Raw genomic sequence first — 22787 nt, forward strand, 5'->3', positions numbered from 1 at the left:
GCTTGTTACGTTCGATCCGGGGATCTTCCAGGGACGCAAAATGCTCAAGAAGGCTGGCTGACATGAGAAACTCCGATAGTCGTTTCTCGCGATCATCCGTCAACTACCCGAAAAACGGAATGTTTAAGCGCGCTCGCCCTGGGTTCCTGTCCCAACGAGTCGCCGGCGAATCAATGCCTGGGCATCCCTGCTGACATCGAGCCTGTCGAAGCAGGCGTCGAGAAAGTTGGAGTCGTTTTGAAAGACCTTGCGGGCCTTCTCCAGATCCGCGCGAACCGACGGGCCGTAAGCACCCTCCGCCCGATGCCAAACCTCGGCGCCCGGCTCGCCCCAGCGTTCGATCATCATCGTCAGATCGATCAAGTCACGCGCGCACACGCTGCGATCGGCATAGCGATCGGAGTTGGCCAGTTCGTGACCGTATTTCTGAGATCGCGATAACCGGGCGCGTGAGAACAGAGAAAGTCCATGTCGACGGACTCGCGATATTCGCCGAGCAAGAGCGCGGCACAGGTTCCGCCGCCGAAATAGCATTGAGTCTCCGCCAGAAACGCCGCATTCATCGCGGAGAGCAGCCCGGCAATTCGGCGATGATGCGCCCGTCTAAACATTCAGGATGCCCTTCCCATAGCGCGCTGCCAGTCGCTCGATGAAGGCGCATTCATCCTTACCCAAGTGAGCAACATCGACATGCCGCCATTCCCGCTCGTACAGCGAAAAGGCCTCATCCTCCGATGAGATGCGTTCGCCGCGTCTGCCAGGCCAGCAGACGCAGATTCGGATAGCGCGCAATCTCAACGAGGGTGCGTTCACGCAATGTCGCGAGCACTCAGGTATTTTTCGATCATTTGATAAGTAAACTCTCGGGAAATAACATGGCCGGGTGGGGCATGCGCCCTGTCAGGACGTTTCAACCAAGTTCGCGGGAATGACGAATCCCCAGTGTTCAGAAAACATTGCGACGGAGTGAATCCCCCGTCGCGCGGTCGTCGTTCTTGCTTTCGTTGTCGTTGTCGTTGTCGTTGTCGTTGTCGTTGTCGTTATTCGATTCGACAACGACAACGACGCCACAGATATTCGCTAATAACGAACTTTCATGGGGTATCAGGCTTTCAGGAAATCGCCTGACTTAAACCTGCCCATACGCCTCGCGATTCCCCATCCAGCGCGCGACCAGCGGTTCGACCGCGTCCGGGTAACGCGCCAGGATGAGATCCGCCACCCGCTGCGCCGGCGCAACTAGCTGCTGATCGCGTACCGGATCGGCGACCCGGAACTGGACCGTCCCGGTCTGGCGCGTGCCCAACACCTCGCCCGCGCCGCGCAGCGCCAGATCCCGCTCGGCGATCTCGAAACCGCTGGCGGTGGCGCGGATGATGCCGAGACGCTCACGCGCCACCGCCGACAGCGGCGCATGGTAGAGCAGCAGACAGTGACTCTCGACCGCCCCGCGCCCGACTCGCCCGCGCAACTGGTGGAGTTGCGACAAACCCAGTCGCTCCGGGTTCTCGATGATCATGAGGCTGGCGTTGGCGACATCCACGCCGACCTCGATCACCGTGGTCGCGACCAGAAGATCCAGCTCGCCGCCGGCAAATCCAGCCATCACCGCGTCGCGATCCGCCGACTTGAGCCGACCGTGCACCAGCCCGACCCGCACCCCCGGCAGACGCTCGCCCAACTGGCGCGCCGTCTCCTCGGCCGCCTGACATTCCAACGCCTCGGATTCGTCGATCAGAGTGCAGACCCAATAGGTCTGGCGCCCCTGGCCGCAGGCCATCCGCACCCGCTCGATGACTTCGTCGCGACGGCTGTCCGGGACCGCGACCGTGACGATGGGCGTGCGGCCCGGCGGCAGGCTGTCGATGACCGAAAGGTCCAGATCGGCATAGAGCGTCATCGCCAGCGAACGCGGGATCGGGGTCGCGGTCATGATGAGCTGATGCGGGGCACCGCCATTTTGGCTGCCCTTCTCGCGCAGCTTCATGCGCTGGTGGACGCCGAAGCGATGCTGCTCGTCGATGATGACCAGACCCAGATCCTGAAAGGCGACCTCATCCTGAAACAGCGCGTGGGTCCCGACCACGAGCCGCGCCCGCCCGGAGGCGATGGACTCCAGCAATTCCGCCCGCTCGCGCCCCTTGTGCCGACCGGCGAGCCAGAGCGATTCGACGCCCAGCGGCGTGAGCCAGGCGGTCAGGCTGCGGTGATGTTGTTCGGAAAGCAGTTCGGTCGGCGCCATCAGCGCGGCCTGACAACCCGCTTCGATCGATTGCAGGGCCGCGAGCGCCGCCACCACGGTTTTGCCCGCGCCCACGTCGCCCTGAAGCAACCGTTGCATCGGCCGATCCTGGAGCAGATCTGCCGCGATCTCGGTCGCCACCCGCTCCTGCGCCTCGGTGAGCCGGAAGGGCAAGGCCGCGCGCAAGCGTTGGCGCAGTCCGCCATCGCCGGCGAGCACCGGCGCGGCAATCGTGCCCTGCGACGCGCGCATCCGCCGCAGACTGACCTGATGCGCCACCAGTTCCTCAAAGGCCAGACGCAAAAACGCCGGGTGCCGCCGCTCCAGGAGGTCGACCAGACTGGTTTCGAGTGGGGGATGATGCAGATAGCGCAGCGCCTCGACCAAGCCGGGCAGCGCCAGCGGACCCAGCGTTTCCACGGGCAGATATTCGACCGGCGGCAGGTGTTCCAGCCAGTCCAGCGCCTGTTCGATCAGTCCGCGCCAGGCCGACTGTTGCAGTCCCTCGGTAGAGGGATAGATGGGCGTCAGGCGCGCTTCCGTCTCCGTCGCGATCTCGTTCTGGAAGCGACACTCGGGATGCACCATCTCCAGCGAGTCATGTCCCTGTCGCACCTCGCCATAACAACGCACCCGGGCGCCCGGCTTGAACGCCGCCACCTGTTGCGGCGAGAAATGGAAGAAGCGCAGCAGGACGCCAGCGAAGGCGCCGTCGGTGAGCCAGACCTTGAGCGACCGTCGACGCCCGAAGGCGATGTTCGCTTCGCTGACCTCGCCCTCGATCAAAGCGTCTTCCCCAACCGTCAATTCGCCGATGGGCACTAGCCGGGTGCGATCCTGATAACGCACCGGGAGATGAAACAGCAGATCCTGCACCGTGCGGATGCCGAGTCGGGCGAGACGCTCGCCGATCCGCGGACCGACCCGCTTCAGATGCGTGACCGGAATCCGCTCCAGCGACTGGAACCCTAGCGAATGATCTGGGGCGAGGTGTGTCACGTGGATCGTGCCTGGTCTACACTGCGTTCGGACTGACGTATCTGGTGTCGAGCGAACCCCGCCCGACGGCGTTCCGAGGACGTTCTCGATGATGATTCAACACAGCCTCTCCATCCGCACCGAGGGACGCGGCACCTACGACATCACGCGCGAGATTCAGCGACAGGTGCGCGCCTCCGGCCTTCGATTCGGTCTCTGTCATGTCTTCGTGCATCACACCAGTGCCTCGCTCGTGCTGTGCGAGAACGCCGATCCCAGCGTCCGCCGGGATCTCGAAGCCTTTCTGTCCCGGCTGGTTCCGGACGGCGACCTGCTGTTCAATCATCGCGACGAGGGACCGGACGACATGCCGGCCCATCTGCGCGCGATCCTGACCAACATGGACCTGACCGTCCCGATCCGCGACGGCGCCTGCGACCTCGGCACCTGGCAGGGAATCTATCTGTACGAACACCGCACCCGCGGCCATCAGCGCCGCATCACGCTCACCCTCAGCGGCGAGTAATCCAGTCCAACCGTGCGAAAATCCCGAGATCGTCTCAGGTCGTTGTCGTTGTCGTTGTCGTTGTCGGATTCTCGATTACGACAACGACAACGACAACGACAACGACAACGAACAACATCTGTTCGGTCTTGCTAAAACGAGGGTCATGACTCGTCGATCTGAGGCCAGGCCTCGCGAAACTTTTACCTGACAACTGACAACTGACAACTGACAACTGACAACTGACAACAGTGTCTTAGTTCGCCGACAACCGCACCCCGCCCGCCCCGACCTTGCGCGCTCGGATCGCCTGGGCCAACTGATGCACGGCCATGGCGTAATAGGTGCTGTGGTTGTAACGGGTGATGACATAAAAATTCGGCAGCCCCAGCCAGTATTCGTAACCGCCTTTGGCATCCAGTTGAAGCAGACTGACCTGACCGGCTCCGCCCAGCGATCCGGTCGGAACAATGCCGCGTCCGGCTAGATCTTTGACGCCATAGCGGGTATCGAAACCGGTCTTCATCAGACCGGCGCGCGCCCCGGATTCGACCCGCGCCCGCGCCGCGACCGGCTCGCCCGCGCGCCAGCCGTGTCCCTTGAAATAATTGGCCACGCTGCCGATGGCATCCTCGGGATTCCAGAGATCGCGATGACCGTCGCCGGTGAAATCCACCGCGTACTGGTGGAAACTCGATGGCATGAACTGACCCAATCCCATCGCCCCGGCGAAGGAGCCGCGCGGCTGGAAGGGACTGATCCCCTCGTCGCGGGTCATGATGAGAAAGGACTCCAACTCGCCGGCAAAATAGTCGGCGCGACGGGGATAGGCGAAGGCGAGGGTCGCCAGCGCGTCGATGATGCGGGTCTTGCCGACGAAGCCGCCGAAACGGGTTTCGACGCCGATGATGGCGACCACGTATTCGGGCGGCACCCCATAACGGGACTCGGCCCGGGCAAGCGCCGATTCATGACGCCGCCAGAACGCGGCCCCATTGGCAATCGTGTCCTCGGTCAGGAACTTCGCTCGGTAGCGGCTCCAGGCCCCATTCGGCCCCGTGCTTTTGCTCGGCGCCTGGCGATTCATCAGATCGATGATCGACTGCTGACGTTGCGCACCGGAGATGATCCTGGCCGTCTCGGCCGGGCTGAAGCCATGTGGCTCCATCCGTCGGATAAAGCGATCCACGCCGGAGACGCTCGCGAAATCCCCACTCACGGCGGCGGCGCGCTGCAGCCTCGGCGAACCGTAACCAGTGGGGGCTGGATCCCTTGGCGCTTTCGAGCCACAGCCCGCGAGGAGGATCAAGGCGAGGACGGCGAATGCGAGAAACGGGAGACGCATGGCATATCTTCGGAAAATTGGTGGGTTAGACATCCATAGTAAAGCAGATTTTGAGGATCGCAAATCAACCCGCTCATTTACCGGAATTTTATCCATCGGCATCAGTCAATCGCCCAGCACCATGACGGCATCCATCTCGACCTCCGCGCCCTTGGGCAAGGCCGCGACCCCGATCGCCGCGCGAGCGGGATAGGGTTCCTCGAAATACTCGGCCATCACCTGATTGACCAACGGGAAATGGCCGAGATCGGTCAGAAAGACATTGAGCTTCACGACATCCGCCAGACGCCCGTTCGCGGCATGGGCCACCGCGCGCAGATTGTCGAAGACCCGTCGGATCTGCGCCTCCATGTCGCCCTCGAGCAATTCCATTGTCTCCGGCACCAAGGGAATCTGACCGGACAGATAGACCGTCTCCCCGACTCGCACCGCCTGAGAATAGGTTCCGATGGCCCGTGGCGCCTGATCGGTATGGATGATGTGTCTGGTCATGGCTTTGCTCCTGGAGGTGGCAGTTGGCAGTTGGCAGTTGGCAGTTGGCAGTTGGCAGTTGGCAGTTGGCAGTTGGCAGTTGGCAGTTGGCAGTTGGCAGTTGGCAGAGAGTGTCGTAAAGTCAGCCGCTCAGGACAAGCAGCGATCAGCCGAACAGTCGGCGCCACCAGCGCTGGCGGTTTTTCGGCAATGTCCGGGTCGCCGGCAGATCGCACGGCGGCAGCAGACTCATCACCCAGCCCGGCAGAGGCGGGGCGTTGCTGTAACCGCAGGACACGCCCAGATCGTGCGGATCGTAGATCTTCACGAAGCCGGGGCAGTTCAGGTCGTCGGCATAGACGATGCCGCAGTGCGCCTCCCGATGCTCGGCGCGCAGCAGCCTGTCCATCTCCGCAATAAAGGTTCCGACCTGTTCGCCATTCGCCGCCCGCGCGGGCGGCGGTTCGCCCACGGCGTACAGATACCAGCCGGCGTCGGCTCGCTCCCGCAATCGTTCCCACAGCGCGTCGAGCTGGTGCCAGCGCAGCGCCGAGGTGAAGCTGCCCCGAAAGGCGACGAGGAAGGGATCGGACGCATCCGCGGTCATCACGGCCGGCTCCTGGCGATCCCGAGCCGCACTGTTACGCACTCTTTGTGCATCGACTTAACCTCATCCGAATCCATGCGCGCCAGCGTCGACGCAGTTTGAAATGATTGAAAGGTTTAATCATTTAAACCGCGTCAACTCCAGCGCCCGTGGGCTGATGCCAACCTGGCAAATCGCTCGCAAGCCGGCGAATCGCTCGGGACGCGGTTTAAGCCGATATACTCTCAGCCTTGTCGATCCGGAATCAACCATCATGCCTGCACTCTACCAATCCAATCTGTCCAGCCTGCCGCTGATCGCGCGCGGCAAAGTCCGCGATCTCTATCAGGTCGGCGTCGATCATCTGCTGGTCGTCGCCAGCGACCGTCTGTCCGCCTTCGACGTGGTGCTGCCACAGCCGATCCCCGGCAAGGGCGAAGTCCTCACTCGCGTCTCGAATTTCTGGTTCGCGCGCACCGCCCATCTCATCCCGAACCACCTTGCGCACGTCCCGGTCGCGGCCGTCATCACCGATCCCGCCGAACTCGCCCAGCTCGGCGATCGCGCCATGGTGGTTCGCCGCCTCACGCCCCTGCCGGTGGAGGCCATCGTGCGCGGCTATCTGATCGGCTCCGGCTGGAAGGACTATCAGCGCACCGGCACGGTCTGCGGTATTGCGCTCCCGCGCGGGCTGCGCCTGGCGGACCGGCTTCCCGAGGCCATCTACACCCCCTCGACCAAGGCCGAACTGGGCGCCCATGACGAGAACGTGGATTTCGACCATACCGTCAAGCTGCTGGGACGCGAACTGGCCGAGCAGGTACGTGCCGTCAGTCTGGCCATTTACTCCGACTGCGCGGCCTATGCTTACGCGCGCGGGATCATCATCGCCGATACCAAATTCGAGTTCGGTCTCGATGAACAGGGTCAGTTACAGTTGATCGACGAATTGCTGACACCCGACTCGTCGCGCTTCTGGCCGGCGGATCAATACTGTCCAGGAACCAGCCCACCCAGTTTCGACAAACAATTCGTGCGCGACTATCTGGAAAAGCTGGATTGGGACAAAAGCCCGCCCGGACCGGAATTGCCCCAAGCCATCATCGACCGCACCGCGGACAAATATCGGGAGGCCGAAGAACGGTTGACTCAGGAGCGCGGAGTCATGCAATCTTGAGCCACACGCAGGCAGCCACCCCAGTCAGTTTCCGCAGACGGAGCACAGAGCATGCGCTTGGATCAGGTTACGGCCGGAATGCTGCTCGCCAAGAATCTTCATGACCCCAATGGCGCGATCTTGATCCGCGCCGGGGTCTCGCTCACCGAACGTCACCTCAAGGCACTCAAATCCTGGGGAATTCAGCAAATCCCTATTCAGTCGGCAGAATCTTGCCCACAGTCCCTTGCGGTACTGGATCCCTCCTTGATCGCCGAGGCGCGTACTCAGCTCGATACGCAGTTCAGTTTGAGCAATCCCGACCATCCGGCGGTCCACGCGCTTTACGAGATCTGTCTGGAACGCACACTCTGCCACCGTTAAGGAGATGCCGGTGAGCACGACAGGAATCTTCGCGGTGAGCACGACAGGAATCTTCGAACGCCTCGACGAGTTACCGAGTCTGCCGGCCGTCTATCAGCGGGTTCGTCACGCGCTGGACGATCCCGACGGATCCCTGGAGTCCGTGGCCCGCCTCATCGAAACCGACCCATCGATGACGGCGCGGGTTCTGCGCGTCGCCAATAGCGCACTCTATGCGCTGCCCGGAAAGGTCGACACAGTCCTGCGTGCCTTGACCATCATCGGCGCCGCCGAAACGCATCAGCTGGTTCTCGCAACCACGGTCATCTCGGTCTTTCGCGATCTCCCGCTCGGCGCCGTGTCGATGCGATCCTTTTGGGAACACAGTATTGCCTGCGGCATCGCCGCCCGAGCGATTGCCCGCAACCAGCGCCTGAATGACCCCGAACACTACTATCTGGCCGGATTGTTCCATGACATCGGTCGCCTTCCCCTGTTCATCCTCGAACCTCACGCCATGAGTATCGCCCTGCAGGCGCATCGGGAACGTCAAGGCCCTCTGTGGGAACTGGAGCAGCAATTTTTCGGCCTGACGCATGCCGACCTCGGCGCGGCATTGCTGAAACATTGGGAGATCCCAATCATTTATCAGAATGCCGCCGCGCTGCATCACGGTCTGATGGCCGCGCAACCCTGGCCCCTTGAAGCCGCGATCGCGCATAGCGCGGATCTGATCGTAAACAGCCTCCGCATTGGAACCAGCGGCACGCACTGGGTGCCAATGCTGGATGACGATGCCTGGCGAAAAACCGGGCTCGATGTCAAGGATCTGCCCGACATCGTCGAAATCACCACCAGCACCGCCCGAGATGTGACCTCCGCCTTTCTGGAGCTTTAAATGGATCCTGTCCCGCATCCCGGAACACTCCCGTTCTCCGAGCCCCAGGACGACACCGACCGCGGCGCCACCGCCAATCTGTATCCGCTGGCCTTCGATGTCATTCGCGAGGCCATCTCCCGCTACCCGGCCTGCCGCACCCTCTTTGAACTGTTCGGCGCACTGCGCCAATCCATTGGCTTCCTGCGGCCATCCGCGCGCCTGGCGATCCTGCTGCGCCAACCCGATGCCTGTTTCGATCTGGTCTATTGCGCTCCCGCCGAGGCGCGTGAATCGATGACAGACCTCTCGGATCGACTGATCGATTCAGGCCGCTTCGCGCAAGCGCTGCGGCAACGCGGGAGTCTTGCCGTCGACGAGCCCACCGATCACGCCTGTTTATTGCAGTCGCTTGCGACGCCTAGCCAGATCGGCGGCATGGTCCTGCTATTGGATCGGACGATACCCGCCAACCTTCGTCAGCCGTTTGCGGCGCTGGTCGATCTGGCGGCCGCGCGTCTCGACCATCTTCACCCTGGCGCGACGACCTTCCAGACACCCGCGATTCCCTTCCGGCACCGAGGCGCCGACCCCAGAGTCCGCGACGATCGCGTCATCCCGGCCGATCCACTGACCGGGCTGTCGCAACGCACCCATTTCATCGGCTTCCTGCGCACGGCCTTTCTCGCGGAAACATCCGGCGCGGGGATTGGCATCCTCCTGCTCGACATCGATCGATTTCACCACATCAACCGCGAATTTGGCGCCGAAACAGGCGACCGTATTCTGCGGGATGTCGCGCTGCGACTGGATAGCGCACTTCGATCGCAGCATGTCTACGCAATGCTTGGCATCGCCGAGCGCGATTTCTGCTTCGCCCGCACCGGCGCCGACGAATTCGGACTGGCGCTCTCGCGCATGCGCCACCCAGACCGCCTGACGGAGATCGCCACCTACCTGCACAGCCATCTCGCGGAAGGCTTCCGTCAGGAAGGATTCCGGCTCTATCCCTCGGTCAGTATCGGCGTCGCCTCCTCGCACTCCCAAGCCGAGCCAACTTCGGCACAAGCCATGCTGCGCAGTGCGGATACGGCGCTCAAGCGCGCCAAGACCGTCGGGCGCAATCAGCATGTGATTTATGAATCGACCTGGGACAAAGCGGGATCCCCCAGCCTGCGCACCGAATCCCTGCTGCAGGAGGCGTTACACAAAAATCGGTTCAAACTGCATTTTCAACCGTTGTTTCGCCTCGATGACCAAGCTCTCGTTGGCGCCGAGGTCTTGTTACGACTTCAGAGGGAGGACGGAACCCCGCTGTCGCCCGCGGAATTCATCCCGATTGCCGAGAGCACCGGCCAGATTGTCGAGATCGGCGAATGGGCGTGGCATCGGGTCTGCCGTCAGATCCATGCCTGGGACGCCCTGGGATTCCCGAGAATTCCGCTCTCCATCAACGTATCCGCCATTGAGTTGAGCCGCGGCGACCTGGCGGCCAAATTCACCCGCATCCTCCAGCAGGAGGGCATCGCGCCGGAACGGCTGCACATCGAGATGACGGAAACCGCCGTTGCGTGCAATGAAGACCAGGCGCTCGCCAATCTACGGGCACTCAAGTCGGCCGGCTTCGAGATCTGGATCGACGATTTCGGTATCGGCTATTCCTCGTTGCGATCGATCAAGAATTATCCGATCTCCGGCCTGAAGCTCGACCGGGAATTCGTCAAGGATCTGGCGCGAGATCCAGCCGCCGAGGTGATCGCTGGCACCATCTTGACCATGGCCCGGCAATTAAATCATCCGGTCGTTGCGGAAGGCATTGAAAACGAAGCACAGTTTCAGCTTTTGAAACAACATGGCTGCACCTCCGGACAGGGCTATCATCTGGGCCACCCGGTGTTGGCCGAGGCGTTTCAGGCGCGTTACTTTGTGATGGAGGACGGCCGCTCGCGCCCTTGAATCTGAATCCGGCACATGGTGACGTTGAAGCCGTTCGTGGTGAGTTTATCGAACCATGAACGGCTTCAACGTCAGCCACCGCCTAAGGCCGCAGCGATCCCAAACTGCCGATCGATAACGGCCCTGGCTCCAGAATCTCCTCCATTTCCGCAATCCCGATCAGCGCATCGGGGTTGAGAACGCTCACCTGATTCCCCTGCATTCGGATCACGCCCTGCGCGCCGAGCGCTTTGACGACCCGCGAAAAGGTTTCCGGCTGCACCGACAGACGCGAGGCGAGCACGCCCTTGCGCACATCGAGTTCCAGCATTCGTTCCCCAGGTGGCATCTTCGCGACCAGATACCGGGCCACGCGGCTAGTCGCCGTATGCAGGGTGAGATCGTCGATCTCGCCGATCAGTCCGCGCAGCCGCTGGCTCAAGACCCCAAGCAACTGAAAACAGGTATCCACCGAGTCGCGCAGCATGCTGGCGAAGTCAAGCGCATCGATCGCGATCAAATCGGATGGACAGAGCGCGGACGCGCAGACCGGATAGCGCGGGGCGTTGAGAAACATCAGCGCCTCGGCAAAAGTCTGGCCGGGGTTCACGATCTCGATGACTTTCTCGGCACCCTCGGGCGAGAGACGGAAAAGCTGCATCTGTCCCTTCAGGAGCAGATAAAAGCGCGTGGCGGGATCGCCCTGACTGAACAGCAGTTGTTCCGCGTCCAGGTTCACGCGAGCGGCGTGGCGGCTGATCCGCTCCAGTTGTTCGGTTTCCAGACGGGAGAGCAGCGGCCCTCGGCGTAGTTCATCGATCACCTTTCAATTCGCCTGTTTTGATAGCGCCTATCCCAATCGGAGAAGCCAACGTCAACGCTGATGGATTCGCGACGAGCCGCGCTCCCCGAAGGCCCACGGCCTTTGGGGAGCGCCGAACCTCAATCCTGCTTGTGATACCCCAGGATCCGCTCGACCTCGTTCTTCGAGCCGAGGATGACCGGCACGCGCTGATGCAGGGAATCGGGTTGCAGATCCAGGATCCGCTCGGTGCCCGTGACGGAGCCGCCGCCGGCCTGCTCGACGATGAAGGACATGGGATTGGCCTCGTAGAGCAGACGCAGTTTTCCGGTCAGCCCCTTTTCCTTCATCTTCGCATCCATCGGATACATGAAGATGCCGCCACGGGTCAGGATGCGATGCACCTCGGCCACCATGGAGGCGATCCAGCGCATATTGAAATCGTCGCCGCGCGGACCGTCCTTGCCATCCAGACACTCCTGAACATAACGCGCCACCGGGGGCTCCCAGAATCGCATGTTGGACGCATTGATGGCGAACTCGCGGGTGTCGGCGGGGATCGTCATGTTCGGATGGGTGAGGATGAACTCGCCGATGTTCTGATCCAGCGTGAAGCCGTTCACCCCGTTGCCGGTGGTCAGCACCATCATGGTCGAGGGGCCGTAGAGCGCATAGCCCGCCGCCACCTGCTGCGTCCCCGCCTGCAGGAAATCGCGCTCGGTCGGCGCCGCGCCGCCGCCCGCGCAACGCAGGATGGAAAAGATGGTGCCGACCGAGACGTTGACATCCATGTTCGACGAGCCGTCCAACGGATCGAAGGTCAGGAGATATTTGCCGCGCGGATACTTGTCCGGAATGGGATAGATGTCGTCCATCTCCTCGGAGGCCATCGCCGCCAGATGGCCGGCCCACTCGTTGGATTTCAGGAAAACATCGTTGGAGAGGATGTCCATCTTCTTCTGGGTCTCCCCCTGGACATTCTCGCTCCCGGCGCTCCCGAGCACCCCCACCAGCGCACCATGGTTGACCATGTTACTGATGACCTTGCAGGCCGTAACCACGTCATTGAGCAGTGACGTGAAATCGCCCGTCGCGCCGGCTACGTGGCGCTGTTCCTCGATGATGAACTGGGTAATGCTGATGCTACCGTTATGCATGCTGGTCCTCGTCTCGAAGCACGTTTTTAGTATAAGAGTTTGGCAGTATAGGGGTTCGCGAGTCGAACAGAAACCCGTCAGCCGCGCGCGGCTCCAAGTTGGCTGCTGGCAGATTGACGTCACCCCCGTCTCGCCGCGGCAACAGGTGTCCGCGCCAGGACCGGCGGCGCGAACCAGGCACGCGCATCGCTACCCGGTTCGGACGCCTGTCAGGAAATTCCTGACAGGAATTTCCCGAATAGCCGAGTCTCCCTGATCGCCGATACACTTCGAGGCGAACAGATAGCTCCCCACATCCTATCCGCCCCAGCCGAAATCCGTGCTGACGGTCCACGACCTTTCCACAATCGAACCCCTTGGAGACCATCGACCATGCACCAGCCCACTCTCCGCCGTGCGCCCATGAGCATCCTGCTGACCCTCGCCCTCGCGGCCCCAGGCACCGTGCTCGCCTATGGCGAGGAAGACGCGATCCGCGACTGCGAGAACCGTATCCGGAGCGAATACAACCTCACCGACCTGCGCGATGCCCATGCGATGCAACTCGACGGCGAGAAGCACTTTCGGGTCGAGGGCAAGGCCAAGGTCGACGGCAACAAGCATCCCTGGACCTGCGAGGTCAAAAATCGCCATGTGACCACCGCCGACTACAGCGGCCCCAAACCCAAGGGCATGGGGACCGCCGAGAAGCTGGCGATCGGGACGGCGGCGGCCGTGGCCATCGGGGTTGCGGCCAGCCAGGCCAATAAGCATCAGGACGACGGTTATACGGAGGAGCCACAACGGCACAGTGGGCACGGCGGTGCCGCCGCGCTTCAGGATTTGGTGGGTGCCAAGGCGAGCAGCGGCGAGATGGAGATGGAGGACCGCGGTTACGAGTACGCATCGGGCAGTAAGGGCGGCGGCAGCTCCTATACGAACTGGGTCAAGGGCTCGCATTGCGTCACCATTCGTACCGAGAACGGGCGCTACCGGTCCATCGTCGATGTGACCATGCTGGATTGCGAATAGGCGGAACCGCGAGAACACGGCGCGACGTGCGTTCTGGTAAGACCAGCACGCACGGCACGTCTTCGCCCTTTCGACTAGGAGTCTTTCCCCGCATGCGCCGCCTTTATCCGCCTCTGAAACTCCTTTCCGCCCTGCTCCTCGGCTCCAGCTTCCCCCTCGCCAGCGCCTCCGATGTCCTGATCCCCGGAACCGATTTCCACGCCACCGGCTCCATCCCCTGCGCCACGGCGACCGGTCAGCCGATGACATCGTGCCCGTTCGGCGTGCGCCGCGAAGGCTCGGGCTCGGCGCGGGTGACGGTTTTCCTGCCCGATGGAGCGACGCGCCTGATCCGCTTCGAGCAGGGCCGGGCGACCGGTATCGAAGGGTCGACCAGCGGCACCCCCTTCTCCACCGACCGCGAGGGCGACCTGACGCGCATTCGCGCCGGCGACGAACGCTTCGAGATCCCCGACGCGGTGGTGTCTGGCGGTTGATCCGCCTCGGCCATCGCGCCTCACGTCCCTTAACCAAATTTTAAACCGCGCCAGCTCCAACGATTGTTAAGTCTGCAGAAGCCGATCCAACCCGGAAACATCGCATCATGCGCTAGACGCGGTTTAAAACGACTGACAGGATTTTCTGACGATGCAGCCGATCGATCGCCGTACCGCACTCCTTCGACTCGCCGCCTTGGGGGCGGCGCCCTTCCTCCTTGCGCACTGCGGCTCGCGCACCGAGGTTGTCAAGCGCGCCGAGGTTGTAAAAGGCGCCGAGGTTGTCAATAGCGCCGAGGTTATCAAGGAGATCCACACACTCCAACCCGGCGAGTTCACCTGGCACCCGGAGCGTTCGCCCATGGGCGCCGTGGCCGTCGTCGTCTCGCTGCCAGAGCAGATGACGCATGTCTATCGCAACGGGGTGCGGATCGCCGTCTCCACCTGTTCCACCGGCAAATCGGGCCATGAGACACCGACCGGGGTCTTCGTGGTGCTGGAGAAGGACAAGGACCACCGCTCCGCCACCTACAACAATGCCCCCATGCCGAACATGAACCGGCTGACCTGGGACGGCATCGCGTTGCACGCCGGCAAGCTGCCCGGCTATCCGGCCTCCCACGGCTGTGTGCGTCTGCCGATGGGCTTCTCCGAGAAGCTCTGGACAGTCACCCATGTCGGCACCCCAGTGATCATCGCCGGCAGCCACTCGGACCCCTGGGAGGTGACGCATCCGGGTCTGGTCCTCGCTGGCTATGCGGAGCACGAATTCGAGCGGGCGGTCGCGGGTCTGGAAGGCAAGCGCCACCCTTCCGACTGGGATGCGGCGGCCGAGTACCCGGTAACCACGGTCATCGCCTCCTCGGTCGATCGCAAACTGGAGCTGATCGAGAACGGCGAGGTCGTCGCCGAAGGACGGCTCGCCGGTGCGGGCGGTACGCTCGGCTCGCACGTCTTTGTCCTGAACGGGAGCCACCCCGGGGCCAAGGGGCTCGCCTGGCACGCCATCAGTCACCACGAGACGGCGGGGGCGGATCTCGGGGCGGGGCGCGGCTCGCCGGACTCCCTGATCACCCGGCTCACCGCCGACAGCGCCTTCCAACGATCGGTCGAGCGCAGTCTACATCCCGGCCTGGTACTGGTCGTCACGGACAACCCGCTGCACCCCGACCGTCGCTCCGGCAAGGACTTCGTCATCATGAGCAGCGTCTGACGTCCATTTACCCCATGCGCTCGGCCTTCCAGCGAAGGCCGAGGATACCGACTCAAACCCTGTCCAGCCGCCACCGGAGCCGACCATGAACCGACGCCATTTCCTCGCCACCGGCACCGCCGGTCTGGCGAGTCTGACCCTGCCGACCTTTCTCCGCGCCCAACCGCAGGCGACGGACCTGACCGCCCCGGCACCCGCCAATCCCTTCCTCGACTGGTTTAGCATCGACGAGGCCGCGATCCGCCGCGTCATGACGGAGCTGACCGCCAACGGGGCGGATTTCGCCGAACTCTATTTTCAGCACAAACGCACCAACCTCATCCGGATGCAGGACGGGCTGGCCAGCCAGGCAACGAGCGACATCGCCCAGGGAGTCGGGCTGCGGGTGGTGGTCGGGGATCAGACCGGCTTCGCCTTCACCGAGGATCTGACGCCCGAGTCCATGCTCCAGGCCGCCCGCACCGCCGCGACCATCGCGAGCGGTGGGCGCGCGACCCTGCCGGCCCATTTCGATCCCAGGCGTCAGGGCGATCTCTATCCAATCAAGCGGCCCTGGTCCGAGGTCGGTCTGGACGAGAAATTGCCGCTGATCCAGAAGGTCGAGTCCAGGCTGCGCGCCGCCGATCCCGCCATCGACAAGGTGACGGTGCAACTGACCGACACCGACGAGCGGGTGCTGATCGCGACCCTGGACGGCCGACTGCTCACCGACCGCCGCCCGAGCGCGCTGCTCGGCCTGATGGTGACGGCCAAGCGCGGCGATCAGACCCAGAGCAACATGGTGTCGCTGGGCGCGCGCGACGGGATCGGCTTCTTCACCGACGCCCGTCTCAAGGCCCAGGTTGACGAGGTGGTGGCGCGCACCCTGGTGCTGTTCGACGCCCGGCGCCCGCCGGCCGGGGAGATGCCGGTGGTGCTCGCCGCCGGCGCCAGCAGCGTGCTGCTGCACGAGGCCATCGGCCACGGTATGGAGGCCGACTTCAACCGCAACGGCACCAGCATCTATTCGGACATGATCGGCAAGCCGGTCGCCGCGCCCTTCGTCACCGTGGTCGATCAGGGCAACCTGCCGCACGAGCTGGGTACGCTGAACATGGACGACGAGGGCAATGCCACCGGCCGCGCCGTCCTGGTCGACAAGGGGATTCTCAAATCCTATCTGCACGACAACATCTCCGCCCGCCATTACGGGCTTCGGGAGCATGTCGGCTCCGGGCGGCGCGAGTCCTACCGCTATCCGATCATGGCGCGCATGACGACGACCTTCATGGAGAACGGCCCGCACAGCCGCGACGAGATCGTCGCCTCCATCCAGCACGGCATCATCGCCGAGACCTTCACCGGCGGTCAGGTCGCCATCGGCCCCGGCGACTTCACCTTCTATGTCAAAAACGGCTGGCTGGTGGAGAACGGCAAGATCACCGCGCCGATCAAGGACGTGAACCTCATCGGCAACGGCCCGGAGGTGCTCAAACGCATCACCATGGTGGCGGACGACTTCAAGCTCGACCCCGGCGGTTGGGTCTGCGGCAAGAACGGACAAAGCGTACCGGTCTCGATCGGCATGCCCTCGGCCCTGGTCTCGCGCATGACGGTGGGAGGTGAAAATGTCTGATCACGACACGACGGCGACCGACACGCTGCTGAAGCTCGCCCAACAGGCGGTGGAGATGGCCCGCGCGGCCGGGGCCAATGACGCCTGGGCGACGGCCGTCCAGGACCGCAGCCTGAGCTATGCCTTTCGCGACGGCAAACCTGAGACCGTCTCGGACTCCACCAAACGGGGGTTGGAACTGAAGCTCTATGTCGACGGCCGTTACGGAGTCTATTCAACCACCGACCTGCGCGAGGCGCGTCTGCGCGACTTCATCCGCGAGGCCGTACCGCTCACCCGGCAGTTGCAGGCCGACCCCCGGCGGCGCATCACCCCGCCGGAGCTGTTTCCGACCGCCCCGGCCGAGGGGCTGCAACTGGTCGATCCGCGCGTCGCGGGGCTGACCCGCGAGCAGCGTCTCGCCTGGTGCCGCGAGTTGGAGGCGGGCGTCCGTGGGGAGCCGACGCTGATCTCCACCATCTGCTCGATCGAGGACGGACGGAAGCTCGTCGCCGACGCCAGCTCCAACGGCTTCAGCGGTGCCTATGGCAAGACCAGCGTCGGCTTCTTCCAGCAGGTCTCCTTGCGGGACGCCGGGCCAGGTGAACGTGAGGTCGGCAGCGAACGCCGCGCCGAGGGCGAAGACGGGGCCGCCTGTCTGCATCTGGACGATCTGCCGAGCACGGCACGCATCGGCGAGCAAACCCTGGCGCGGGCACGGGCGCGCCTGGGCAGCCGCCAGGGACCGACCATGAAGGGCACCCTGGTGGTCGAGCCGCGCGCCGCGATGCGACTGGTCAGCGACCTGCTCGCCCCGGCCAAGGCGGGCAACGTCTCGCAGGGCCAGTCCTTCTGGCCCAAGCTGATGGAGACCCAAGCCTTCAGCGGCAAGCTCACCATCATCGACGACCCGCGACGCCCGCGCGGCCTGGAGTCCCATCCCTATGATCGCGAAGGCATCGCCGCCCGCCGCTTGACCCTGATCGAGCGCGGCGTCCCCAAGGCCGTCTACGCCGACACCTACTATGCGGCCAAGACCGGGCTGCCGGTCACGACCGGCGACCCCTCGAACCAGATCGTCCAGCCCGGCGAGCGCGCGCTCGCGGAGATCATCCGCGCCGTGGGCGACGGCGTCCTGGTCACCGCCTGGGCCGGCGGCAACGCCGACCCGACCACCGGCGAGTTCTCCCAGGGGCTCAACGGCCACATCATCCGCGGCGGCGAGATCGCCGAGCCCGTGGTCGGCATGATCGTCACCGGCAACCTCAAGACCCTCTTCGCCAGCCTGGTCGAAGTCGGTAACGACCCCTTCCCCTATTTCGCCCTGCGCACACCGACGCTGGTATTCGAAAACGTGCAGTTCAGCGGGGCCTGAAAGGCCATCAAGCGTCATCCCCATCATTTTGGAGAACACCCATGAAACCGATTCTTGCCATCGTCCTGCTCACCGCCCTGCCGCTCGCCGCCCCCTTCCCTGCCCAGGCCCGGATCGACAAAGCCTCTCCCGCCGCCAAGCTGTGCGTGACGAAAATGGCGCAGGAGACCGGCGAGCCGAAATCCGAGGTGGCGATCTACGACATGATGAGCAGCGAAGCCGCCACCGTGGTGTTCATGACCGTCGGCAGCAAATCCGGGGCCTGGAAGTGCTTCGTGACTCCACAGGGCAAGTTCGACGGTTTGGAGCGCGTGGAAGACGAGTCGACCGCACCCATGCATGGCGGTAGCAAGCCGTCCGGCGGCGTCCCATTTTTCAACGGCACCTGTCCGGGCGACATCGAGGTGCATGCCGACAAGGGAGGGCCTGTGTATCTGAACGGCAAGGAGGCGAAGCTCAAGAAGATCAATAAGGAGTATTACGAAGCCACGGGCGCGGGCATCACGCTCTCCATCGCCATCGATCCGGACGACTCGGTCACCCTCAGCTACACCGGCAAGCATGGAGCCAATGGGATCTGTCAGGTCGACGACTAACGCGATGGCCCGCCCGGCGCGGTCGCTCGGCGGTTTTCGCCGAGCGAGTCGCCGTCTTGATTCGCAGGTTTACACAGGTTTCGGCTCCGCTTAGACTCTTGTTGAAATCATCAACATTGCCGCGCGCGCAAGAGCAGCGTCCATGGCCACCGTCAATTTCAGCGTCCCGGAAGCGATCAAGCAGTCCTTCAACGAAACCTTCAAGGACCAGAACAAGAGCGCGATCATCGCCGAGCTGATGCGCGAGGCGGTCGAGCGCGCCCAACGTCGCCAACGGCATGTCACGGCGATTGATCGGATTCTGGAGCGTCGTCAGCACGCGCCCTGTTTGAGCGAGGATGAATTCCGCTCCATCCGCGAGGACGGCCGTCCCTGATGCGCTACGTGGTGGATGCCAGCGTCGCCATCAAATGGTTTTTCCAGTCGGCGCCGGACGAAGCGGATGTCGATGCCGCCATCGCCCTGCTGCGTGCCAATCGGGATGGGTTGGCTGACTTCTATCAGCCGCCGCACTTCATCGCCGAGGTCGCGGCGGTGCTGGCCAGAAAGAAACCGGATGAGGCCCAGGCGGACTTGAGCGACTTGCTCGAAATCGACTGTCGGATCATCGAAGACGCCGCGATCCACCAGACAGCCCTCGACCTGGCCATCCGTCTGAATCACCATCTGTTCGACACCCTCTACCACGCCGTGGCGCTACACACGCCACGAGCGGTCCTGGTCACCGCCGATCGGCGCTATTTCACCAAGGCGCGATCCATCGGCCACATCGTCCTGCTGGACGATCCGACGTTGGCTACCCACACGGCTCAGTTCGACTGATGCCGCTTTCTCATCGAGACATTTGATGGCCAAGATCACCAAGCCCAAGGATCGACCGAGCACACCATTCCCGCCAGCGACTGACGCCCTGCATCGGCAGGGGAACTGGCTGTGGATTCCCCTGCGCAATGAATGGCGCGATGTCACCAACAAACCGGAAGAGATCGTCCGGCAGGGTTTCATCCGCACCCTGGTCGAGCACTACGGCTACCGCCTGGACCAGATGGATCAAGAGCGCCGTACCCAGCACGGCCACAAGAGTCCGCGCGCCGACATCGTGATCTGGCAGTCGGCGGACGACAAGGCCACCAATCGCACCCCCGTGCTGGTGGTGGAATGCAAGACCGAAACCATCGAGATTCAGGAACGCGACTACTATCAGGGCGAGTCCTATACCCGCGCCGCCGGCTGCGAGTTCTTCATCGCCACCAATGCCCATCACACCGCCGTCTTCAAACTGGTGCCTGGCGCGCCCGGCGAGTTCGTCGCCATCAACGAAATTCCCAGGGCGACCGACTGGAGCAATGCCAAGCGACTCAAAGACATCCGCGAGTCGCTGCGCACCTTCAACCGCAAGGAATTTCAGGATCTGCTGTTCGTCTGCCACAGCATCCTGCGCGACGTGCACAAAATGGACCCCGGCCGTGCCTTCGACACCATCTCCAAAATCCTCTTCATCAAGATGTACGTCGAGCGTTCCGGTCTGCACGGCACCTTCACGACCGACTACCTCGACCGCCGCACCGCCTCGCGAATGCCCAATGACGCGCTGGTGCACGACGGCCTCTTCGATCTGACCAAGAACTACTACCGGACGGATGCCCTGTTCGCCGAGTCCGACCGGCTCGACATTTCGGAAGAGACCTTCCGCCGCATCGTCAAGCAACTCGAACGCTTCGACCTCTCCAAGACCGGCGACGACATCAAAGGTCTGGCCTTCGAGCGTTTTCTCGGCACCACCTTCCGGGGCGAACTCGGTCAGTTCTTCACGCCCCGCCCCATCGTCGATTTCATGGTCGATCTGCTCAACCCGCAGGAGCGGCAACTGATCTGCGATCCCGCCGCCGGATCGGGCGGCTTCGTTATCCGCGCCTTCGAGCATGTCCGCAGTCAAATCGTCGCCGACATTCAACGCCAGAAGGACGCGGAGCGCGCCCGCATCGAGGCGCTCGGACACCCGGAAGACGAGGAAGAACGCGAGATCGACGCCGCCTTCGCGCGCATCAACCGTGAGTTGCTGCCCAGCGATGAGCGTAACCAACCCATCGATACCCGCGTGGGCCGTCTGGCCTGGCAGTGCATCTACGGCACCGACGCCGAGCCGCGCGCCGCCCGCACCGCCAAGATGAACATGATCATGCACGGCGACGGGCACGGCGGCATCCACTATCACGATGGTCTGCTGGACATCAACGGCATCTTCAATGGCCGCTTCGACCTGGTGCTGACCAATCCGCCCTTTGGCTCCAATGTCGGCACGGATCAAAAGGTCGGCGCCAGCGACGAAACCCGCGTCTCGACCGAGGCGGATTACGTCTACCGCTGCAAGGCGCGCTATGGAAAGGCATGGGAAGACAGCCACCAGCGTTTGGTGCAGGCCGCCACCGAGAAGACCCCGATCCTCGACCTGTTCGAGATCGGCAAGGACAAGAAGAACCGCCCGACCGAGCTGATCTTTGTCGAACGTTGCCTGAACCTGCTCAAACCCGGCGGCCGCATGGGCATCGTGCTGCCGGATGGCAATCTCAACAACCCATCGTTGGCGTGGCTACGCCGCTGGGCCGAGGGCAAGGCCAAACTGGTGGCCGTAGTCAGTCTCCCGGAAGAGACCTTCCGCTCCAGCAACGCCACCGTCAAAGCCTCGCTAGTCTTTCTGCGCAAATTCACCGAGACCGAGGCAACAGAGTGGGAAGCCGCCTGGACGCAGGCGCACGGCGAATTGGACGGGGTATTCGACGCGCAACGTCACACTCTGCATAGCGACTATGCGCCGCGCATTCTCACTGGCGAGAACGCCGAGGTTCAACGGCTGCTGGACGAACTGGCGGCTCTTGGCTTGAGACGCAAACTGCCCGCGTGGCAACGCGGCGAACCGCCCGCCTATCCCCGCGCCATCGGCCCGACGCAACAGGGCCGCCCCGTCTGGCGCGACGAGACCGACAAGGCGCATCGGAAAACCGTGGCGGAACGCAAGCGCCAGGCTCAGGCGGCCTTGGACTCGGTGCAAAAAACCAGCGACGGCCTGCTCTCGGCGCTCAAGGCCAAGTACCGTGGCGTGGATGACGCCCACACCGCCGCGCTCTGGGCGCGGGTGCGCGAGCTGTTCGATTATCCGGTCTTCGTCGCCGCGCCCAAGACTGTCGGCATCACCTCGACCGGCGAGACGGGCGAGGGCGTGGCGAATGATCTGCCAGCGGTACTTGACGCTTACCGAAAATATGAATGTTGTTTAGATAATGGAGCTTCGGAGGACGAGTTGCCAAGGTTTGCCGCATGATCGAGATTTACCGCTGGCGACAACTCGACCGTTGGGACGCCTTCACGATCCCGCATCTACACGTCGCGCCACACCTCCCACAGGTCAGGATTCGTGATCTGCTAACGCCTCGTCACGAACGCGTGGACCGTTCAGCGTGGCGCTTCGATCAACTCCAGCCCATCACCATCCATTTCGGCGGCGACATTTCCCGACGAAAGATCGCAGAAGGCACAAATTACAGCCTCCCTCTTTCCTGGGTCAGACCCGGCGATGTCGTGCTCTCGAAAATCGATCTCAAAAATGGCGCGGTCGGTGTCCTGTCTGAAGGTTGGGAAAATGTTGTCGTCACATCGCACTTCAAAGTTTATACCCCAGACACTCGCCGACTTGATCCGCGATTCTTTCGTATGCTACTGCAAACAAAAGATTTTAAGGATTGGCTATGGGCTAACCGGTCTGGCGCGGATGGTCGCACTGAGGTCAAACTCGATGTGTTTGAAGTGCTTGAAATCCCACTGCCACCGCTTACGGAACAGACCGCGCTTTGTGACGGCTACGCCGCCGCGCTTGACCCATCCCATTACACACAACTCCCCGTGTGCGGGTAAAATAGGTTTGAGCATTCACGTTCATTGGGGATCGCATGGGCTGGGCAGAAGACGAATTTCGCGGGATCACTCTGGGCGACGCGCGCCGCGATCGGCGGGTGGTTCAATTGGTGGAGCGTCTGGCCGAGCGACCCACGGCGAGCATTCCGGGCGCGTGTCATGGTTGGGCGGAGACCCAGGCGGCGTCTCGCTTTCT

General features: G+C 63.0%; 24 protein-coding genes. 16 read left to right on the forward strand and 8 right to left on the reverse strand.

All coding sequences use genetic code 11. From position 1 onward, the window contains the following. Positions 1-123: 123 nt before the first annotated feature. From CCR95_RS17375 to recG, 3 genes are all read right to left on the reverse strand, one after another. Positions 124-348 (reverse strand): hypothetical protein, encoded by a 225-nt coding sequence (locus tag CCR95_RS17375; RefSeq protein ID WP_207188665.1) that lies wholly within the window; start codon positions 346-348, stop codon positions 124-126. An 11-nt stretch (positions 349-359) separates the two neighbouring features. After that, positions 360-611: a nucleotidyl transferase AbiEii/AbiGii toxin family protein gene (locus CCR95_RS17380; RefSeq protein ID WP_201096649.1), complete on the reverse strand. Its 252-nt coding sequence runs from the start codon at positions 609-611 to the stop codon at positions 360-362. Between the two features lie 518 nt (positions 612-1129). After that, positions 1130-3241 carry an ATP-dependent DNA helicase RecG gene (recG, locus tag CCR95_RS17385; RefSeq protein WP_201096654.1) on the reverse strand — a complete coding sequence of 704 codons (2112 nt, stop codon included), beginning with the start codon at positions 3239-3241 and terminating at the stop codon, positions 1130-1132. 88 nt (positions 3242-3329) lie between these two features. Between recG and CCR95_RS17390 the strand changes: the two genes are divergently transcribed. Beyond that, positions 3330-3746: a secondary thiamine-phosphate synthase enzyme YjbQ gene (locus CCR95_RS17390; RefSeq protein WP_201096656.1), complete on the forward strand. Its 417-nt coding sequence runs from the start codon at positions 3330-3332 to the stop codon at positions 3744-3746. A gap of 235 nt (positions 3747-3981) precedes the next feature. Here CCR95_RS17390 and mltB read toward each other — a convergent pair whose 3' ends face one another. From mltB to CCR95_RS17405, 3 genes are all read right to left on the reverse strand, one after another. Beyond that, positions 3982-5070: a lytic murein transglycosylase B gene (mltB, locus tag CCR95_RS17395; protein WP_201096658.1), complete on the reverse strand. Its 1089-nt coding sequence runs from the start codon at positions 5068-5070 to the stop codon at positions 3982-3984. 105 nt (positions 5071-5175) lie between these two features. Further along, a complete protein-coding gene (locus CCR95_RS17400) occupies positions 5176-5562 on the reverse strand; it encodes a RidA family protein (RefSeq protein WP_201096660.1) in 387 nt (128 codons plus the stop codon). 145 nt (positions 5563-5707) lie between these two features. Then, the gene (locus CCR95_RS17405; RefSeq protein ID WP_201096661.1) at positions 5708-6148 is read right to left on the reverse strand and encodes a hypothetical protein; all 441 of its coding nucleotides are present in this window, start codon (positions 6146-6148) and stop codon (positions 5708-5710) included. A gap of 253 nt (positions 6149-6401) precedes the next feature. Between CCR95_RS17405 and CCR95_RS17410 the strand changes: the two genes are divergently transcribed. Genes CCR95_RS17410 through CCR95_RS17425 form a run of 4 tightly spaced genes read left to right on the forward strand, consistent with a single transcriptional unit; the run spans position 6402 to position 10479 of the window. After that, positions 6402-7304, forward strand: coding sequence for a phosphoribosylaminoimidazolesuccinocarboxamide synthase (locus tag CCR95_RS17410; RefSeq protein WP_201096664.1), 903 nt, complete (start codon positions 6402-6404; stop codon positions 7302-7304). A 51-nt stretch (positions 7305-7355) separates the two neighbouring features. After that, positions 7356-7667 (forward strand): hypothetical protein, encoded by a 312-nt coding sequence (locus CCR95_RS17415; RefSeq protein WP_201096666.1) that lies wholly within the window; start codon positions 7356-7358, stop codon positions 7665-7667. Between the two features lie 10 nt (positions 7668-7677). After that, the gene (locus CCR95_RS17420; RefSeq protein ID WP_338115426.1) at positions 7678-8544 is read left to right on the forward strand and encodes an HDOD domain-containing protein; all 867 of its coding nucleotides are present in this window, start codon (positions 7678-7680) and stop codon (positions 8542-8544) included. Next, on the forward strand, positions 8545-10479 hold the full coding sequence (locus CCR95_RS17425; protein WP_201096670.1) for a putative bifunctional diguanylate cyclase/phosphodiesterase: 1935 nt from the start codon (positions 8545-8547) through the stop codon (positions 10477-10479). An 82-nt stretch (positions 10480-10561) separates the two neighbouring features. On the opposite strand, the gene CCR95_RS17430 is transcribed toward CCR95_RS17425, so the two are convergent. After that, positions 10562-11281, reverse strand: coding sequence for a cyclic nucleotide-binding domain-containing protein (locus tag CCR95_RS17430; protein WP_201096672.1), 720 nt, complete (start codon positions 11279-11281; stop codon positions 10562-10564). A gap of 119 nt (positions 11282-11400) precedes the next feature. After that, complete coding sequence (locus CCR95_RS17435; protein WP_201096674.1) at positions 11401-12417, reverse strand: class 1 fructose-bisphosphatase; 1017 nt, start codon at positions 12415-12417, stop codon at positions 11401-11403. A gap of 372 nt (positions 12418-12789) precedes the next feature. Between CCR95_RS17435 and CCR95_RS17440 the strand changes: the two genes are divergently transcribed. The 11 genes from CCR95_RS17440 to CCR95_RS17490 form a co-directional block, all read left to right on the forward strand. Then, positions 12790-13428 (forward strand): hypothetical protein, encoded by a 639-nt coding sequence (locus tag CCR95_RS17440; RefSeq protein ID WP_201096676.1) that lies wholly within the window; start codon positions 12790-12792, stop codon positions 13426-13428. A gap of 92 nt (positions 13429-13520) precedes the next feature. Next, a complete protein-coding gene (locus CCR95_RS17445) occupies positions 13521-13904 on the forward strand; it encodes a hypothetical protein (RefSeq protein ID WP_201096677.1) in 384 nt (127 codons plus the stop codon). A 151-nt stretch (positions 13905-14055) separates the two neighbouring features. Beyond that, positions 14056-15117 (forward strand): L,D-transpeptidase, encoded by a 1062-nt coding sequence (locus CCR95_RS17450; protein ID WP_201096681.1) that lies wholly within the window; start codon positions 14056-14058, stop codon positions 15115-15117. An 85-nt stretch (positions 15118-15202) separates the two neighbouring features. Further along, positions 15203-16732 carry a TldD/PmbA family protein gene (locus CCR95_RS17455; protein WP_201096683.1) on the forward strand — a complete coding sequence of 510 codons (1530 nt, stop codon included), beginning with the start codon at positions 15203-15205 and terminating at the stop codon, positions 16730-16732. Beyond that, complete coding sequence (locus tag CCR95_RS17460; protein ID WP_201096685.1) at positions 16725-18086, forward strand: TldD/PmbA family protein; 1362 nt, start codon at positions 16725-16727, stop codon at positions 18084-18086. The genes CCR95_RS17455 and CCR95_RS17460 overlap by 8 nt, the downstream gene beginning before the upstream one ends. Positions 18087-18127: 41 nt before the next feature. Further along, the gene (locus CCR95_RS17465) at positions 18128-18682 is read left to right on the forward strand and encodes a hypothetical protein (protein ID WP_201096687.1); all 555 of its coding nucleotides are present in this window, start codon (positions 18128-18130) and stop codon (positions 18680-18682) included. A 142-nt stretch (positions 18683-18824) separates the two neighbouring features. Further along, entirely contained in the window at positions 18825-19058 is a 234-nt protein-coding gene (locus CCR95_RS17470; RefSeq protein WP_201096689.1) for a hypothetical protein, read from the forward strand. Beyond that, positions 19058-19504, forward strand: coding sequence for a type II toxin-antitoxin system VapC family toxin (locus tag CCR95_RS17475; RefSeq protein WP_201096690.1), 447 nt, complete (start codon positions 19058-19060; stop codon positions 19502-19504). The genes CCR95_RS17470 and CCR95_RS17475 overlap by 1 nt, the downstream gene beginning before the upstream one ends. A gap of 25 nt (positions 19505-19529) precedes the next feature. Next, positions 19530-22001 carry an N-6 DNA methylase gene (locus CCR95_RS17480; RefSeq protein ID WP_201096695.1) on the forward strand — a complete coding sequence of 824 codons (2472 nt, stop codon included), beginning with the start codon at positions 19530-19532 and terminating at the stop codon, positions 21999-22001. After that, positions 21998-22591: a restriction endonuclease subunit S domain-containing protein gene (locus tag CCR95_RS17485; protein WP_201096701.1), complete on the forward strand. Its 594-nt coding sequence runs from the start codon at positions 21998-22000 to the stop codon at positions 22589-22591. Before CCR95_RS17480 ends, CCR95_RS17485 begins: the two co-directional genes overlap by 4 nt. A gap of 35 nt (positions 22592-22626) precedes the next feature. Next, positions 22627-22787, forward strand: a 161-nt coding sequence (locus tag CCR95_RS17490) for an IS4/Tn5 family transposase DNA-binding protein (protein WP_201096704.1), incomplete at its 3' end; no start/stop codon positions are given.

Source organism: Thiocystis minor, assembly GCF_016653465.1.
Lineage (GTDB): Bacteria > Pseudomonadota > Gammaproteobacteria > Chromatiales > Chromatiaceae > Chromatium > Chromatium minus.

What these genes read in the sequence shown, in the direction of transcription:
- CCR95_RS17375 (WP_207188665.1), bottom strand. Translation starts at nt 348, where the DNA reads ATGATGATCGAACGCTGGGGCGAGCCGGGCGCCGAGGTTTGGCATCGG.
- CCR95_RS17380 (WP_201096649.1), bottom strand. Translation starts at nt 611, where the DNA reads ATGTTTAGACGGGCGCATCATCGCCGAATTGCCGGGCTGCTCTCCGCG.
- CCR95_RS17390 (WP_201096656.1), top strand. Translation starts at nt 3,330, where the DNA reads ATGATGATTCAACACAGCCTCTCCATCCGCACCGAGGGACGCGGCACC.
- mltB (WP_201096658.1), bottom strand. Translation starts at nt 5,070, where the DNA reads ATGCGTCTCCCGTTTCTCGCATTCGCCGTCCTCGCCTTGATCCTCCTC.
- CCR95_RS17400 (WP_201096660.1), bottom strand. Translation starts at nt 5,562, where the DNA reads ATGACCAGACACATCATCCATACCGATCAGGCGCCACGGGCCATCGGA.
- CCR95_RS17405 (WP_201096661.1), bottom strand. Translation starts at nt 6,148, where the DNA reads ATGACCGCGGATGCGTCCGATCCCTTCCTCGTCGCCTTTCGGGGCAGC.
- CCR95_RS17410 (WP_201096664.1), top strand. Translation starts at nt 6,402, where the DNA reads ATGCCTGCACTCTACCAATCCAATCTGTCCAGCCTGCCGCTGATCGCG.
- CCR95_RS17415 (WP_201096666.1), top strand. Translation starts at nt 7,356, where the DNA reads ATGCGCTTGGATCAGGTTACGGCCGGAATGCTGCTCGCCAAGAATCTT.
- CCR95_RS17425 (WP_201096670.1), top strand. Translation starts at nt 8,545, where the DNA reads ATGGATCCTGTCCCGCATCCCGGAACACTCCCGTTCTCCGAGCCCCAG.
- CCR95_RS17435 (WP_201096674.1), bottom strand. Translation starts at nt 12,417, where the DNA reads ATGCATAACGGTAGCATCAGCATTACCCAGTTCATCATCGAGGAACAG.
- CCR95_RS17440 (WP_201096676.1), top strand. Translation starts at nt 12,790, where the DNA reads ATGCACCAGCCCACTCTCCGCCGTGCGCCCATGAGCATCCTGCTGACC.
- CCR95_RS17445 (WP_201096677.1), top strand. Translation starts at nt 13,521, where the DNA reads ATGCGCCGCCTTTATCCGCCTCTGAAACTCCTTTCCGCCCTGCTCCTC.
- CCR95_RS17450 (WP_201096681.1), top strand. Translation starts at nt 14,056, where the DNA reads ATGCAGCCGATCGATCGCCGTACCGCACTCCTTCGACTCGCCGCCTTG.
- CCR95_RS17455 (WP_201096683.1), top strand. Translation starts at nt 15,203, where the DNA reads ATGAACCGACGCCATTTCCTCGCCACCGGCACCGCCGGTCTGGCGAGT.
- CCR95_RS17460 (WP_201096685.1), top strand. Translation starts at nt 16,725, where the DNA reads ATGTCTGATCACGACACGACGGCGACCGACACGCTGCTGAAGCTCGCC.
- CCR95_RS17465 (WP_201096687.1), top strand. Translation starts at nt 18,128, where the DNA reads ATGAAACCGATTCTTGCCATCGTCCTGCTCACCGCCCTGCCGCTCGCC.
- CCR95_RS17470 (WP_201096689.1), top strand. Translation starts at nt 18,825, where the DNA reads ATGGCCACCGTCAATTTCAGCGTCCCGGAAGCGATCAAGCAGTCCTTC.
- CCR95_RS17475 (WP_201096690.1), top strand. Translation starts at nt 19,058, where the DNA reads ATGCGCTACGTGGTGGATGCCAGCGTCGCCATCAAATGGTTTTTCCAG.
- CCR95_RS17480 (WP_201096695.1), top strand. Translation starts at nt 19,530, where the DNA reads ATGGCCAAGATCACCAAGCCCAAGGATCGACCGAGCACACCATTCCCG.
- CCR95_RS17485 (WP_201096701.1), top strand. Translation starts at nt 21,998, where the DNA reads ATGATCGAGATTTACCGCTGGCGACAACTCGACCGTTGGGACGCCTTC.